Annotated in this window: 11 protein-coding genes and 1 pseudogene; 5 read left to right on the top strand and 7 right to left on the bottom strand. The window is 71.0% G+C overall.

All coding sequences use genetic code 11. The features are described from left to right. Window positions 1-3 precede the first annotated feature (3 nt). The 5 genes and pseudogenes from C0J29_RS14250 to C0J29_RS14230 form a co-directional block, all read right to left on the bottom strand. Window positions 4-924, bottom strand: a complete 921-nt coding sequence (locus C0J29_RS14250; RefSeq protein ID WP_065045498.1) for an NAD kinase — start codon at window positions 922-924, stop codon at window positions 4-6. Between the two features lie 173 nt (window positions 925-1,097). Next, window positions 1,098-1,901 (bottom strand): annotated as a pseudogene (locus C0J29_RS14245) (TlyA family RNA methyltransferase); the annotation flags it as partial. Window positions 1,902-1,909: 8 nt separating this feature from the next. After that, on the bottom strand, window positions 1,910-2,086 hold the full coding sequence (locus C0J29_RS14240; protein ID WP_120792719.1) for a hypothetical protein: 177 nt from the start codon (window positions 2,084-2,086) through the stop codon (window positions 1,910-1,912). Between the two features lie 23 nt (window positions 2,087-2,109). Next, on the bottom strand, window positions 2,110-3,144 hold the full coding sequence (locus C0J29_RS14235) for an HAD-IIA family hydrolase (protein ID WP_120792718.1): 1,035 nt from the start codon (window positions 3,142-3,144) through the stop codon (window positions 2,110-2,112). Beyond that, window positions 3,113-3,835, bottom strand: a complete 723-nt coding sequence (locus C0J29_RS14230; RefSeq protein WP_371872490.1) for a tetratricopeptide repeat protein — start codon at window positions 3,833-3,835, stop codon at window positions 3,113-3,115. The genes C0J29_RS14235 and C0J29_RS14230 overlap by 32 nt, the downstream gene beginning before the upstream one ends. A 194-nt stretch (window positions 3,836-4,029) precedes the next feature. On the opposite strand from C0J29_RS14230, the gene C0J29_RS34405 reads away from it, so the two are divergent. From C0J29_RS34405 to C0J29_RS34400, 3 genes are all read left to right on the top strand, one after another. Further along, window positions 4,030-6,570 (top strand): PE family protein, encoded by a 2,541-nt coding sequence (locus C0J29_RS34405; protein ID WP_277950719.1) that lies wholly within the window; start codon window positions 4,030-4,032, stop codon window positions 6,568-6,570. An 8-nt stretch (window positions 6,571-6,578) separates the two neighbouring features. After that, a complete protein-coding gene (locus C0J29_RS14205) occupies window positions 6,579-8,474 on the top strand; it encodes a PE family protein (protein ID WP_167482736.1) in 1,896 nt (631 codons plus the stop codon). 218 nt (window positions 8,475-8,692) lie between these two features. After that, window positions 8,693-10,918, top strand: a complete 2,226-nt coding sequence (locus C0J29_RS34400; RefSeq protein ID WP_120792716.1) for a PE family protein — start codon at window positions 8,693-8,695, stop codon at window positions 10,916-10,918. A gap of 14 nt (window positions 10,919-10,932) precedes the next feature. Here C0J29_RS34400 and C0J29_RS14195 read toward each other — a convergent pair whose 3' ends face one another. Further along, window positions 10,933-11,283: a DUF732 domain-containing protein gene (locus C0J29_RS14195; RefSeq protein WP_120792715.1), complete on the bottom strand. Its 351-nt coding sequence runs from the start codon at window positions 11,281-11,283 to the stop codon at window positions 10,933-10,935. A 463-nt stretch (window positions 11,284-11,746) separates the two neighbouring features. Here C0J29_RS14195 and C0J29_RS14190 point away from each other — a divergent pair, with 463 nt between their 5' ends. Then, window positions 11,747-12,997 carry a YcaO-like family protein gene (locus C0J29_RS14190; protein WP_065044943.1) on the top strand — a complete coding sequence of 417 codons (1,251 nt, stop codon included), beginning with the start codon at window positions 11,747-11,749 and terminating at the stop codon, window positions 12,995-12,997. Beyond that, a complete protein-coding gene (locus C0J29_RS14185) occupies window positions 12,994-14,460 on the top strand; it encodes a TfuA-like protein (RefSeq protein ID WP_120792714.1) in 1,467 nt (488 codons plus the stop codon). Before C0J29_RS14190 ends, C0J29_RS14185 begins: the two co-directional genes overlap by 4 nt. Here the strand turns inward: C0J29_RS14185 and tyrS are convergent. Next, complete coding sequence (gene tyrS / locus C0J29_RS14180) at window positions 14,457-15,737, bottom strand: tyrosine--tRNA ligase (RefSeq protein ID WP_120792713.1); 1,281 nt, start codon at window positions 15,735-15,737, stop codon at window positions 14,457-14,459. The genes C0J29_RS14185 and tyrS overlap by 4 nt on opposite strands. Window positions 15,738-15,765 lie beyond the last annotated feature (28 nt).

The raw sequence follows: 15,765 nt of genomic DNA, 5'->3' as shown, positions 1-15,765 counted from the left end.
CGGCTACTTCCCGCGCCAGCCCGTCACCGGCAACCGGAACTTGGTCACCAACCGGTCGGTGAACGGTGCGCTGTCCAGGCGCACCCACTTCACCGGTGTGACAGAACGGGTGACCTCGAGCCGACTGCCCGCCGGCACCCGCATGTCCCGACGGCCGTCGCAGAACACCAGCGCGTCATGACCATCCGCCTCGATCTCGATGGCGATGGCGGCATCGGGGCTGGTGACCATGGGCCGTCCGAATAAGGCGTGAGCGTTGTTGGGCACCACCAGAATTGCTTCCAAGTCGGGCCACAGCACCGGACCACCCGCGGAGAACGCATACGCGGTGGACCCGGTCGGCGTGGAAACCAGCACACCGTCGCAGCCGAATGTGGAGACCGGCCGGCCGTCGATTTCGACGACGACGCCGAGAACGCCGAGGCGGGGGCCTTTTTCCAGGCTGGCTTCGTTGAGCGCCCAACCCCGGTCGATGACTTCGCCGCCCTGGCGCACCACCACATCGAGGACCAGCCGGTCCTCCACCCGATAGTTCTGCGCGACAACGTGTTCGAGCACCGTGTCAATGGCCTCGGCCTCGGCTTCGGCGAGGAAGCCGATGCGGCCCAGGTTGACACCCAGCACCGGAATACCGGCGTTGCGGGCCAGCTCTGCCGCCCGCAGGAAGGTGCCGTCGCCACCCAGCACGAGTACCAGTTCGCAACCGTCCGCGGCCATCGGGTCGGCGTCGACGACCTCGATATCGACGCCCAGCACCCGCATATCGTTGGGACTCAGCCGCAACGAGCCCTTGTCGACGGCTTCGGCAGAAAGTGCCCGTAGCGCAATCCCCTTGTCTTCCAACACCTTCTCGACGCGTCGGGCGGTTTCGGTGGCTTCGTCACGGCCGGAGTGGACGACCAGCAGGATGGTACGTTCGGTCACTTCGGGCCCCCACCTGATTGCCCGACTCCTTCTCGGGGCGTGCCGCCCCGCATCGTCGTCGGGCCCCCACCTGATTGCCCGACTCCTTCTCGGGGCGTGCCGCCCCGCATCGTCGTCGGGCCCCCACCTGATTGCCCGACTCCTTCTCGGGGCGTGCCGCCCCGCATCGTCGTCGGGCCTTCACTCACTGCGCGGCGCGCCGCTTCGACAAGCTCGTCGCCGGCCAGCGCACGATCGGTCCGGGCACGCAGCCACAGAAAGTATTCGACATTGCCCGAAGGACCCGGCAGCGGGCTGGCCGTCACGTCGAGGGTGTGCCAGCCCAACTCGGCGGCACGCCGCGACACTGCGAGCACCGAATCGATGCGCAGTTGCGGGTCCTGCACCACCCCGCCGGCACCGACCTGGCCCTTCCCCACCTCAAACTGCGGCTTCACCATGGGAACGATATCGGCGTCGGGCGAAGCGCAACCAACCAGCGCGGGCAACACCGTCGCCAACGAGATGAATGACAGGTCGGCGACCACCAGGTCCACTGGGCCGCCGATCGCCTCTGGTGACAGGTCACGCACGTTGGTGCGCTCCACGACGACCACCCGCGGGTCACTGCGCAACGACCACGCCAACTGCCCGTAGCCGACGTCGGCGGCCACCACTTGGGCGGCGCCCCGATCCAACAAGACTTCGGTGAAACCGCCGGTCGAGGCTCCCGCGTCCAGGCAGCGCCGGCCCTCGACGGTGATCCCGAAGGCGTCCAGAGCGCCGATGAGTTTGTGCGCTCCCCGCGACACCCAGGAGCGTTGGCCGTCGTCGGCCACGGTGAGCGCGGCGGTGACGGCAACGGCGGTGGCCGGCTTGAGCGCCGGCAGTCCGTCGATCCGCACCCGGCCGGCCCCGATCAACTCCGCGGCCTGTTGACGGGAGCGTGCCAGGCCCCGCCGCACCAACTCGGCGTCGACGCGGGCACGCCGGGGCATGCGGGCACTCAGCCCTTCTCCGCCGACTCCAGCGCCTGCAACAGCACGTCGTGCGCCTCCGAAAGGCGGCGGGCGATGTCTTCGAGCTCCTCGAGGGACGGCCCGGTAGCGGCGTCAGCATCGTCGGGCAGCTGGGCCATCAGGGATTGGATTTCGGCGCGGATCTGCTCAGGATCGATAGTCATTGCGCTCCTACGGTAGTCACCGGCTACTCGCCGTGCATCAGGGACCAGCGGTCCAGGGCCTCGCGGGCCTGGTCGTCGCCGGCTTCGACCTGCACCGGGACGGGCGCCTCCCAGAGGGCACTCGCAACAGCGCGGACGATCGCGAGGTCGTCATCCTGGTGGTTGTCGCTCCCGGTGACCGTCGCCACCTCGTCGCGAACCTCCACCCGCCAGCCCCGCTGCGGACCCACCTTCAGCCGCGCAGCGTCCACGTGCAGCGACCTCAAGTCGTGGCCGATATAGGTGGGCCGCTGCGCGGGCTCGGCGAACACCGCATCACGCGCCGAATTCACCCCGGTGAGCACCATCAGGCTGGGCAGCTCCGCGGCGTTGGCGCCTTCGATGTCGGTATCGAGCCGGTCACCGACAACCAGCGGCGACGCGAAGTCGCCACGGCCTACGGCGTCTTTCATCAACTGCGACCCCGGCTTGCCGGCCACCTGCGGCTGCTCACCGGTGGCCGCACGCAACGCCGCGACCAGAGATCCGTTGCCCGGCAACAGACCTCGCTCGGTCGGCAGCGTCAGGTCGACATTGGCCGCAACCCACAACGCGCCGGCCCGGATGGCCAGTGCGGCCTCGGCCAGTTCGGGCCAGCTGATGGTCATGGAAAGGCCCTGAACGACGGCGTCCGGCTCGTCGTCGAACCGGCGGACCGGTTGCAGACCTGCCGCCTCGATCTCGGCGGCCAAAGCGTCGGTGCCGACAATCAGCACCTTCGCCCCCGACGGCAGTTGCGCGGCGAGCAGGTGTGCTGCGCTCTGCGCGCTGGTGACGATGTCGTCACTGTCGGCGGTGAAGCCGAGTTCGCGCAGGTGTTCGGCGACTTCGTCGGCGCTGCGCGAGGCGTTGTTGGTGACGAATAGCTTGCGGCTGTCTATCCCGTCCAGCGACTCCACCGCACCCTCGGTGGGCCGATGACCGCGAAATACCGTTCCGTCCAGGTCGAGCAGAAGGCAATCATATTGCTGCGCAATACTTTTCGACTCAGCCAAGTTCGCTGACCCGATCTTCGGCATCGGTGATGCCGTCGGTGTCGGCCGCCGCCGAACGCAGGAACCACTGCAGCGCCTCTTCGCCGCGTCCGAGTGCGAGCAGCGTTTCGGCGTAGGCATAGAACAACCGCGCGGCCGTCGAGCCGGTACGCGCCGGGTCAAGCTGCGGGGTGGACAGGATGGTCAGGGCCTGTTCGAGTTGCCCGAGGTCGGCGCGGGCGCCGGCGGCGACGATGCGCAGCTCGTCGGCGTCGTCACCGCTGAGTTCGGCCGCTTCGGGTCCGCGTGCCAGGTCGATGGCCCGCTGCGGGCGGCCGAGTCCGCGCTCACAGTCGGCGATCAATGCCAGCAACGGAGACTTGCTGCCCATCCGTCGGGCGGCACGGAATTCCGCCAGCGCCTGACCCCAGTCGCCGCAGTGATACGCGGCGATACCGACGGCCTCGCGAACCGCCGCAATCCGGCTGGCCCGAGCACGGGCCGCCCGGGCATGGCTGAGCGCTGCTTCCGGGTCTTCGTCGAGCAGGCCACCCGCGGCGACCAAATGGCGGGCGACGGCGTCGGCGGTGGCCCGGTCCAGCGTGCTCAGCTCGCGTCGCACGTCGGGCGCCAGTTGACGGGCCTCGACGTCGGCGGGAATCGGCGGTCCAACGGAGGCGGCGTCGGCGTGAGGTTGAGCCGGTCGCGCCCGGCCCGGGCCGGAGTGCCGCGGCATGCCGTTGGAGCCAGATCGCGGCCGCCGCTCGTTGCTGCGACTGCGCCTGTCATCGACCACCCGCTAGAGGTTACGGGTACCGCGTCCGCGCTCATAATCTGCGGTACCCCGGGCCTTGCCCCGAGCAGGGCCGCTACCAGCGCATTTCACGACTGTTCATACATCGCCCAACGCTCACTGCACAGCATGAGCCCATGGCTTTCGTGAACGTGCTTCCTGAATTGGTGGCGACGGCCGCCTCGGATCTGGCCGGCATCGGCTCGGCGGTTGGTGCCGCCAACCTCGCCGCCGTCTTGCCGACGACGGCGCTGGCGGCGGCAGGCACCGATGAGGTGTCGGCGGCGATTGCGGCGTTGTTCGGCGCCCATGCCCGCGACTATCAGGCGATCGGTGCGCGGGTGGCGGGCCTGCAGGAGCAGTTCGTGGCCTCGTTGCAGGCGGCCGGGAGCGCCTATGCCGCCGCCGAAGCCGCTGCCGCCCACCCTCTGCAATCGCTGCTGGATGCCGTCAACGCCCCCTCGGTTGCGCTGACCGGACGCGCCCTGATCGGCGACGGCGCCGACGCCACCACCCCCGGCGGCAACGGCGGCAGTGGCGGCTGGCTCTACGGCAACGGCGGCAACGGCGCCCCCGGAGCTCTAGGACAAACCGGCGGTAACGGCGGAGCCGCCGGCTTGATCGGCAACGGCGGCGCCGGAGCGTCCGGCGGCACCTCGGCAACCGGCGGCAACGGCGGAGCCGGCGGCTGGCTCTCGGGCAACGGCGGCGCCGGCGGCAACGGGGGCAGCGGCAGCGACTCCAGCGCTCTCGGTGGCCACGGCGGCGCCGGCGGGAGCGGCGGCAACGGCGGGGCGGCCGGCTTCTTCGGCAGCGGCGGAGTGGGAGGTGACGGCGGCACCGGTGGCCACACCACCGGTCTGGCCGGACAAGGCGGTGCCGGTGGCGCGGCCGGCAATGGCGGAAACGCCGGCTACCTGGGCAGCGGCGGCGTCGGCGGAAACGGCGGGACCGGCGGCACCGGCAGCACCGGCGGCAACGGAGGCACCGCCGGCAACGGTGGCACCGGCGGCAGCCTTTACGGCAACGGCGGCAGCGGCGGCCTCGGCGGCGACGGGGGCAGTGGCTTCGGCATAGGCGGCACTGGCGGCAGCGGTGGCCAAGGCGGCGCGACTGGACTGCTGGGCAACGGCGGCAACGGCGGAAACGCCGGCAGCGGCGCCAACGGGCTCGAAGCCAACACCGGCGGCACCGGCGGCAGCGGCGGTACCGGCGGCATCCTCTACGGCGACGGCGGCAACGGCGGAAACGGCGGTGGTGCAACACTTTTCGGCGGACACGGTGGCCAGGGCGGCAGCGGCGGATCAGCACGCGCCATCGGCAACGGCGGTGGCGGCGGCAGCGCCGGCACCGGCGCCACCGGCGGCTCCGGTGGCAACGGCGGCCAACTCTTCGGCAACGGCGGCTCGGGTGGACAAGGCGGCGCGGCCTTAGCCGCCACCAACTTCATCACCACCACTCCCGCCATCGACCCCGGCCAGGGCGGCAACGGCGGCAATGCCCCAGGGCTGATCGGCAACGGCGGCAACGGCGGCCAGGGCGGCGCCGGCTGGAGCGCGGCAAACGGCGTCAACGTGACACCGGCATTCCCGAACGATTCGGTGCAACCGAACGGCAGTGGACTCACCGGGACCGCCGGTGGACCCGGCCAGAACGGCGGCACCGGCGGCAGCGGCGCCGATGGCACCAACGGCAACGGTTTCACCGTCAACGCCGGCCGAGGCGGCGACGGCGGGGCGGCCGGGCCAGGCGGCGCCAACGGCGGCGACGGCGGGAACGGTGGGAACGTCAATAACCCCGACGACCCGCTGGCCTACAGCACTTATGCGGGCGACGGCGGCAATGGAGCACCAGGCAGCGGACCCGGCGGCTCGGGCGGCAACGGCGGTAACGGCGGCTTCGCGGTGGGAGACGAGACCAACAACTACGGCGGTAGCGGTGGCCGGGGCGGTGACGGCGCTTCCGGCGAGACCCCGCCAGTCAACGGCGGCGCGGGCGGCGCCGGCGGCAATGGCGGTAATGCAGGGCTGTTGATCGGCAACGGCGGAGCCGGTGGCCAGGGCGGTATCGGAGGCCTCGGTGGTGCCGGTGACCACGGCGGCAACGGCGGTAACGGAGGCGCCGGCGGCCATTCGGACAGCGCCCATTTCGGCAGCATCTCCGGTTCGGGAGGTGACGGCGGAACCGGCGGAAGCGGAGGTTTCGGCGGCACCGGCGGGCAGGGCGGCGTCGGCGGCAACGGTGGCGCCGGCGGGAAACTCATCGGCTTCGGCGGTGCCGGTGGCGACGCCGGTACGGGCGGAGCAGGTGGCGCCGGCGGTGACGGCGGCGCGGGCGGACACGGCGGCAACGGTGCCACCGCTACCGGTGGCTCGGACAACACCGCCGGCAACGGCGGGGACGGTGGCGACGGCGGCCAGGGCGGCCAGGGCGGCAAGGGTGGCGCCGGGGGTCAGCAGGGCGGCGCCGGTGGGGCCGGCGGGCTATTCGGCGGTGCCGGCCGAAACGGTGGTGCGGGTGCGGGAGGAGTGGGAGGCCAGGGCGGTGCCGGCGGTACCACGGTCGGCAACGGCGGCGCCCGCGGCGAGGCCTCGGGCGGCAACATCGACAACGTGCCCGGCACCCCTGGCAATGCCGGCAAGGCCGGTGGCGCGGGAATCGCCGGGATCAACGGATGACCGGTCCGATGACCGAACTGATCGCGGCACCGCAGCTCATATCCGCCGCCGCAACGGATTTGACGAGAATCGGTTCGATTGTCAACGACGCCAACGCTTTTGCCGCGACCCGGACGACGGCGCTGGCGGCTGCGGGCACCGATGAGGTGTCGGTGGCGGTGGCGGCGTTGTTCGGCAGCCATGCGCGGGACTATCAGGTGATCGGTGCGCGGGTGGCGGGCCTGCAGGAGCAGTTCGTCGCGTCGTTGCAGGCGGCCGGGAGCGCCTATGCCGCCGCCGAAGCCACCGCGGCCAACCCCCTGCAATCGCTGCTCGATGCCGTCAACGCCCCCTCGCTGGCGCTGACCGGCCGCGCCCTGATCGGCGACGGCGCCGACGCCACCACCCCCGGCGGCAACGGCGCCAGTGGCGGCTGGCTCTACGGCAACGGCGGCAACGGCGCCCCCGGCATCGCCGGGCAAGCCGGCGGCAACGGCGGAGCCGCCGGACTGATCGGCACCGGCGGCACCGGCGGAGCCTCGGCCAGCGGCGGCAACGGCGGCGCCGGCGGCTGGCTCTACGGCAACGGCGGCACCGGCGGCGCGGGCGGCAACGGCCTCCTCGACCCCAACTACGGCATCGTCGGCCCCGGCGGCACCGGCGGCGCCGGCGGCAACGCCGGACTCATCGGCACCGGCGGGGCCGGCGGCAGCGGCGGCACCACCGCGGGCTTCTTGTTTCCCGCCGGCAACGGCGGCACCGGCGGCACCGGCGGCAGCCTCTACGGCGACGGCGGCACCGGCGGCCAAGGCGGCCACGGCCTCTACGCCTCCCCCAACCCCGGCGGGCTCTACGACTTCCCCCACATCACCCCCGGCCAGGGCGGCACCGGCGGCAACGCCCCAGGACTCATCGGCAACGGCGGCAACGGCGGCCAAGGCGGCACCGGCTGGCACGGCACCGACGCCGTCGCACGCACGACGACCGACGCCGCACCGGCCGGCACCTCGATCAGTCCCGTCACGACCACTTCGGCGACGCCCCTCACCGGAGCCAACGGCGGCCCCGGCGGGATGGGCTCTCCGACACTCAATGGTGGCGACGGCGGCAGTGGCGGCTCGGTGACATCCACGTCGGCGGGCCCGACCGGAGGCGCCGGCGGCACCGGCGGCAACGGCTCCAGCGGCGGTGCCGGCGGTAACGGCGGGTCTGCTACCGGCACGGATGCCGGCAGCTACGCGTTCGGCGGCAGAGGCGGTAACGGCGGTGACGCGGTCGGTGCGAGCGGCACCGGCGGAAACGGCGGAGCGGGCGGCGGGGCCGACGCTTCCAGTGCGGGCTTCGCGTACGCGGGCGTCGGAGGAAACGGTGGTCACGGCGGCGTCGGGTCGGCGGGCGGTGACGGTGGCGCGGGCGGTGTCGGGGGTAACGGTGGTAACGCCGGCCTGATCTTCGGTAGCGGTGGGCACGGCGGCATCGGCGGTACCGGCGGCCTCGGCGGATCAGGTACTCCCGGCGGCGCGGGCGGTGGCGGCGGCAATGGCGGAAATGCCCACGGCGGCTTCGGATCTCAGGGATATCCCGTCGGGAGCGGCAGCAGCACCTCGGGTGGGGACGGCGGCGACGGCGGCGACGGCGGCGCATCCGGCAGGGGCGGTGTCGGCGGCACCGGCGGCAACGGTGGCAATGGGGCCAAGTTCATCGGCTTCGGCGGCAATGCGGCGATGCGGGCACCGGGGGCGGCGGCGGAGTCGGCGCCGCGGGCGGTGCCGGCGGTGACGCCGGACACGGCGGCAACGCCAACGGCGGGTTCTCGGTCCTGGGCGGCTCCGGCGGAACCGGCGGTGACGGAGGAGCCGGCAGCGACGGCGGTGCAGGCGGTCACGGCGGAACGGCAGGTGGCGCTGGCGGTCAGGGCGGGCTGATCGGCAGCGCGGGCAATGCGGGCGGCGCCGGGGCCGGCGGGCAGGGCGGTGCCGGCGGCTCGGGCGGCGCCGGAGGCAACGCAGGGGCAAGCGGCTCGGGTCTGGGCGGCTCCATCGGACGCCTCGGGCAGGCCGGCAATAACGGACTCCCCGGAGACGACGGCTAGCGGTTACCGCAGCCGACGCGAGACATGTCCTGACCAGTAGGAGGAATTTCAGTGCTTTTCGTGAGCGTGCTTCCCGATCTGGTGTCGGTGGCTGCCGCTGATCTGGCCGGAATCGGTGTATCGATCAGTTCCGCCAATTCGGCCGCCGTCGTGCCGACGACGGCGCTGGCGGCGGCGGGCACTGATGAGGTGTCGGCGGCGGTGGCGGCGTTGTTCGATAGCCATGCGCGGGACTATCAGGTGATCGGTGCGCGGGTGGCGGGTCTGCAGGAGCAGTTCGTCGCGTCGTTGCAGGCGGGCGGGGGCGCCTTTGCCGCCGCCGAAGCTGCCGCCGCCAACCCCCTGCAATCGCTGCTTGATGCCGTCAACGCCCCGTCGGTGGCGCTGACCGGCCGCGCCCTGATCGGCGACGGCGCCGACGCCAACAACCCCGGCGGCAACGGCGCCAGCGGCGGCTGGCTCTACGGCAACGGCGGCAACGGCGCCCCCGGCATCGCCGGGCAAGCCGGCGGCAACGGCGGAGCCGCCGGACTGATCGGCACCGGCGGCGCCGGGGGCACCGGCGGCGCCTCGGCCAGCGGCGGCACCGGCGGCGCCGGCGGCTGGCTCTACGGCACCGGCGGCAGCGGCGGCGCTGGCGGCAACGGCCTCCTCGACCCCAACTACGGCATCGTCGGCCCCGGCGGCACCGGCGGCGCCGGCGGCAACGCCGGACTCATCGGCACCGGCGGAACCGGCGGCAGCGGCGGCACCACCGCGGGCTTCTTGTTCTCCGCCGGCAACGGCGGCACCGGCGGCACCGGCGGCAGCCTCTACGGCGACGGCGGCACCGGCGGCGCCGGCGGCGACGGCGGCACCCTGCTACGCGGCGGGGCTGCCGGCACCGGCGGCGCGGCCGGCCTGATCGGCAACGGCGGCACCGGCGGACTCGGCGGCCCCGGCAGCACCGGTGGCACCGGCGGCCAGGGCGGCCACCTCTACGGCGACGGCGGCACCGGCGGCCAAGGCGGCCACGGCCTCTACGCCTCCCCCAACCCCGGCGGGCTCTACGACTTCCCCCACATCACCCCCGGCCAGGGCGGCACCGGCGGCAACGCCCCAGGACTCATCGGCAACGGCGGCAACGGCGGCCAAGGAGGCACCGGCTGGCACGGCACCGACGCCGTCGGCGCCCATGCCACGGGCTCGGCAACCAGCGGCGCTCCGGGCAGCGGACAACCGGGCGAGACAGGCGGTTCCGGTCTGAATGGCGGCGCCGGCGGCTCGGGCGCGAACCTGCATACCGACAATGGCACCGCCCCCGGCGGCGGCAACGGCGGTGACGGCGCCAACGGCGGTGATGGCGGCGACGGCGGCGGTGCCAGCGGCGCGCCCGCGATCACTGCGACCGTGCAGGGCGGCAACGGCGGTACCGGAGGAAATGCGCTGGGCAATGGCGGTAGCGGCGGTCATGGCGGTGACGGCGGATCGGCGACGGATGTCGATGGCCACGGCACCGCGGCCGCGGGCCTGGGAGGTAGAGGCGGTAACGGCGCCAACGGCATCGGGTCTGGCGCCGACGGCGGAAACGGTGGCCTCGGCGGAAACGGCGGGAACGCCGCTCAACTCTTCGGCAACGGGGGTCGCGGCGGTGCCGGCGGTACCGGCGGCGGCGGCGGAGCCGCACTCTCCGGTGGCAACGGCGGCAGCGGCGGCAACGGCGGTACGGCAACCGGCGACTGGGTCGCCCAGGGATGGCCCAACCATCAGACGAACGTTTCCGGTGGTGCCGGCGGCGACGGAGGTGACGCCTCTGGCACCGGCGGTCATGGCGGCAACGGGGGTAACGGCGGCAATGGGGGCAACGGCGCGAAATTCATCGGGTCCGGCGGTGCCGGCGGAAACGCGGGCACCGGAGGCGTCGGTGGTGCGGGCGGCCAGGGCGGCAACGGTGGAACGGGCGGCCATGGCGGCAACGCCGTCGGCGATCCCAGCTCTTCACCCTTCATCTTCGGCGGCGATGGCGGTGATGGCGGCAACGGCGGCAGCGGCAGCGACGGGGGCGACGGCGGCGCCGGTGGCACCAACGGCGGGACCGGCGGCCTGGGTGGCATGTTCGGCGGCAAGGGTGCACAGGGGACCGCGGGCGTAGGAGGGGCGGCCGGTGCAGCGGGCGCGGCCGGAACGCCCGGAGCCGGGGGGCTCGCGGGAACCGACAACGGTGCACATGCTTCGTTCGCCGTCAGTGGAGATCCGGGCGTGTCCGGGACTGCCGGGCAGGCCGGCGATCCTGGCTAGCCCCGGCTAACCCGTCAGGCCTGTAGCCGGTGCGGCAGCATCGGCGCGATCAACGCCGGACAGTACGTCGCGATCGCGACGATGGTGAACGCGGCGGCCCGATCCCGCGGCAGGCCGTTGAGCTGCGCCATCTCCGAGACGATGGCGTCGAAAGATCCACCGGGCGACAGCGCCTTGGGACATACCGTGCGGCCAAGAGCTACCGCAGTGGAGGGCTCGCTGTAGGTAACACCCGCATTGTTCAGCGCATTGAGAAATGCGTTGCCCAACATGTCGGCATGGATCGGCGCCGCCACCGTGGCCGACACTCCGAACACGCCTGCGGCCAGAGCCAGCAGTCTGAAGGCGATCGCGGGTGCGGTCATCGTGACAACAGTGCTCAACGACTGTCACAACCGCAACACGGTGAGATAAAGGTTTGCCCACTAGCGCGTTTCGATCCCGGCTCCCGGCAGCGAGCGGGCTAGCGCGGCCGCTGTCCCCCGTTCGGTGGACAGGACGCTCGTGCCGACAGCGGAAACGGATCTCCGCCGTCGATCGGCCGGCAGTGGGATACCGCGGTGGGCGCGCACAACCAAGAATTGTTCACGTACGAAATCACAACTACGAGAGGAACGTCGCATGGCCTATGAGACCCTGTTCTGCGAGACCGAGTGCGCCTACACCATTCCGTTGTTCGCAGTGAGCGACGCCGGCGAGTGACTGACTACCAGCGGGGTCTCATCGCCCTCCCCTCCCCCTCCCCTCGCGGTGAGATCCCGCTGGATTTTCATGCCCAACGCGACCGAATGCCCTCCATTGATGCCCTTACTCAGTAGCGTGAAGCCCATGCCGGAAATGCCGGGCCGCGGCACTGCACAAATCAGTGGCCCAGATTGGTCACATTGGCCCACACGGGTATTGGGTCACGCTGACCCGCTCAAGATCGGCCACCACGCGGGTACCCACCGCATCATCTCGCCGGACCAGACGTGGTCGGCCATTCAGCCGCTGCTCACCGCGGCCGGCATCACCCGCGTCGCCGATCTCACCTGGCTCGACGACCTCGGAATCCCGACGGTGCAAGCGGTGCGCCCCGCATCGCTGACGTTGTCGGTGAGCCAGGGCAAAGCCACCACCTATCGGGCCGCTCAGGTGTCCGCCGCCATGGAATCCCTGGAGAATTGGCACGTCGAGAACATCTCTCCCGACCTATTGTCAACGCCCACAACGGAACTCAACGATGCATTAACGTACGACCCGGCCGATCTCAACCGGCCGGCCGGTAGTTTCTATCACCCGGGAGCCAAGCTCGACTGGATGGTCGCAACAACCCTGCTGACCGGCCGCCGCACTTGGGTGCCCTGGCTGGCCACCGTGGTGAACATCTCGGTGAACGACGCCTGGGGGCCACCGATCTTCGGCATGGACACAACGGGATTGGCCTCGGGCAACAGCTACCACGAAGCCACCCTGCACGGCCTCTACGAGATCATGGAGCGGTACGGCATGGCAGCCGCGAAGCCGGGTTCCACCCTATTCGAGGTGCCGATCGACGACGTCGTCCGCTCGGATTGCGCGGGTCTGGTCGAGATGATCCACGGTGCCGGAAGCGAACTGCAGGTCGCCCGGATGGACGTCTGGGACGACTTCTACTGCTTCGCCGCCGAGATCACCTCGCCTATGATGGAGATCCCGTTCAGCGGCAGCGGTCTACACCACGATCCGAATGTCGCTCTGTCCCGGGCCATTACCGAAGCCGCACAATCGCGCCTGACCGCGATCAGCGGAGCGCGCGAGGATCTGCCCTCAGCTATCTACCAGAGATTCGCGCGCGTGCACACCTTCGCTCCGGCCAGGAAGTCCTTGCAGCCCATGCCCGAAGCGGACCCCACGCCGTGGCACATCTCGAGTACCGACTCGCTGGGGGAACTGCTCGCCACGGCGGCGACGGCCGTGGCCACGGTGGCCGGCACCGAACCGCTCGCGGTGGTGTGCGACTTTCCCGAAGCCTGTGTACCCGTCGTCAAGGTGATCGCACCCGGCATGTCCGCGACGGTGCAGTCCCCCTTGCGCACCCCGCTGCAGGAGCACTCATGACCGCCGACGCTCGCATCGTCGTGACCGCCGGGCCCACGATCGGCACCCAGGACATTCATGCGGTGATCCCGCATGCGCAAGTGGTAACACCGATTTCATTCGGCGACGCGCTGCGCTACGGGTTGCGTCGCGGGGACACGCTGCTCATAGTCGACGGCCTCTTCTTCCAGAGCGCGTCGGTCCGGCACAAAGAACTGCTCACCCTGATGGACGACGGAGTGCGGGTAGTCGGTTCATCGAGCATGGGTGCGCTGCGGGCGGCGGAACTGCATCCGTTCGGCATGGAGGGCTACGGCTGGGTGTTCGAGGGGTACCGCGACGGCATCATCGACGCCGACGACGAAGTCGGCATGGTGCACGGCGACCCCGACGATGGCTACCCGGTCTTCGTGGACGCCCTGGTCAATATCCGCCAGACAGTCACGCAGGCAGTGAAATCCGGCGTGCTGCCGTCGGCAACGGGCGACCAGCTCATTGAGACCGCCCGCCGCACCCCTTTCACCCAGCGCACCTGGAACCGTCTGCTGGAGTCCGCCGGCGTCCCGGAAAGCGCAAGCCTGGCAAGACAATTGAAGGCCATGCGGATCGACATCAAGCACGCCGACGCGGTGCTGGCACTGCGCGAGGTGATCAGCGGCCCGAGAAGCGTGGCGGTGCGTCCCAGCCCTCCGCCCACCGTATGGTCGGAGCGTTGGCGGCAACGGTGGGCTCCGCCGACGCCTGTCGAGGTGACGCCGGGGGGAGCCGAGGTCGTCGACATCCTTGACGTCGACGTGCTTTCGCTGTTGAGCGTGTGCGCCACCGACCGGTGGGCCTACCGCCCGGCCCTGGAGCAGGTGGCCGCCTGGTACAGGAACGTGACACATCCCGGCGACGCGGGCAGCGTTCGCGACCGCGCATCCCGGGCCATCGACAGCGAACCCGACACAGGCACCTACGACGGCATCGGCGCCTACGAACGCGCCCTGGAAACCATCGCCCACCGCTACGCGATCGCCTCGGGAATCATCGATGCCTCGGGTTTCCCCGAAAGCGTTCGCGCGCACTGGCTTACCAAGGAGGAAAGCCGAGAGTTCGGCAACGACCCCATTTCGGTTTCAGCGCGCTTGACCACCCGCACCCTGTTCTTCACCCGGTCACTGCCCGCGATCCAGCACTTCCTGGAACTGCTGCGCACGGATCCCCGATTGCCCGAGTGGCGCACGATGGCCGCCCAGGCGCTGGCCCGTCGCGACGAATTGGCCAGGCAGAAACCGAATCTGAACTTGCGACGGCCCGACCCGACTCAGCTGAAGCGGTTGTTCGCCATGCGCTGGGGCACCGAAGTCGACCACATCGAACTCGCACAGCGGGGCTTGATGACCAACGACGCGTTCTACAACGCGGCCAGCCTTTTTGCCGTGGCGGCCGCGGACGACCAGCTGCCCTCGATTCAGGTCGGCATCCTGGGCGGCGCAGGCTAGACCTTTTCCACACCCGCGACGTTCCGCTTGCCGCGACGCAACACCAGCCATCGCCCGTGCAGGAAATCGGTTGGTTGTGGCGACCATTCGTCGCTGCCGACCCGATTGTTGTTGACCGACACCCCACCTTCACCGATGGTGCGCCGCGCGGCCTTCCGGCTCTCCGAAAGACCAGTGGCCACCAGCAGGTCCACGATCCCGTCGGGCTCACCGGGTTTGAGTTCCGCCACCGACGTCTCGCGCAACGCCGACGACAATGTCGCCTCGTCCAGCCGGTCCAGCTCCCCCTGCCCGAACAACGCCCCGCTGGCATGCTGGACGGCCTCGGTGGCTGCCTCGCCGTGCACCAGAGTGGTGAGTTCGGCGGCGAGCCGGCGCTGTGCGGCGCGCTGGTGGGGGCGCTCCGCGGTGGCCTGTTCCAGCTCGGCGAGTTCGTCGGCGGACAGAAAGGTGAACCAGCGCAGGTAGCGGATGACGTCCGCGTCCGCGGTGTTGACGAAGTACTGGTACCACGCGTACGGACTGGTCATCTGCGGGTCCAGCCACAGGCTGCCGCCACCGGTTGACTTGCCGAACTTCTTGCCGTCGGCAGATGTCACCAGCGGCACCGTGAGCGCATGCACTGCGGCACCGAGCTTTTGGCGCACCAGGCGGACCCCGGCGATGATGTTGCCCCACTGATCCGACCCGCCGATCTGCAGCGAGCAGCCATGCCGGCGGCGCAACTCGACGAAGTCGTTGGCCTGCAGCAGCATGTAGCTGAATTCGGTGTAGGAGATGCCCTCCCCTTCCAGGCGACGCCGCACGGTGTCGCGATCCAGCATCACGTTGACCGAGAAGTGCTTGCCGATGTCGCGCAGGAACTCGATGGCCGACAGCTCGCTGGTCCATTCCAGGTTGTTCTCGACGATCGCGCCGGTCGGCGAATCGTCGAAATCGACGAAGCGCTCCAATTGCCCGCGGATCCGCTCGGACCATTCGGCGACCGTGTCCGCTTCCTGCAGACTGCGCTCACCGACCTCGCGCGGGTCGCCGATCATGCCGGTGGCGCCGCCGGCCAGCACGATCGGGCGATGCCCGGCACGCTGGAACCGACGCAGCGCCAGCAGTGGCACCAGGTGGCCGGCGTGCAGACTCGCTGCCGTGGGGTCGAAGCCGGCGTACACGGTCATCGGTCCCTGCTGCGCCTCGGCGGCCAGCGCGTCGAGGTCGGTGGACTGCGCGATCAGTCCACGCCAGCCCAACTCGTCGAGAATCCCGGACGACTCGTTACCCATGCCTGCGATCCTTCCAGGACGGTGGACC

Origin of the sequence: Mycobacterium paragordonae (assembly GCF_003614435.1) — a bacterium.
Taxonomy (GTDB): Bacteria; Actinomycetota; Actinomycetes; order Mycobacteriales; family Mycobacteriaceae; genus Mycobacterium; species Mycobacterium paragordonae.
Note: the sequence above shows the minus strand (reverse complement) of the source record. Positions and strands in the feature narration are given on the sequence as shown.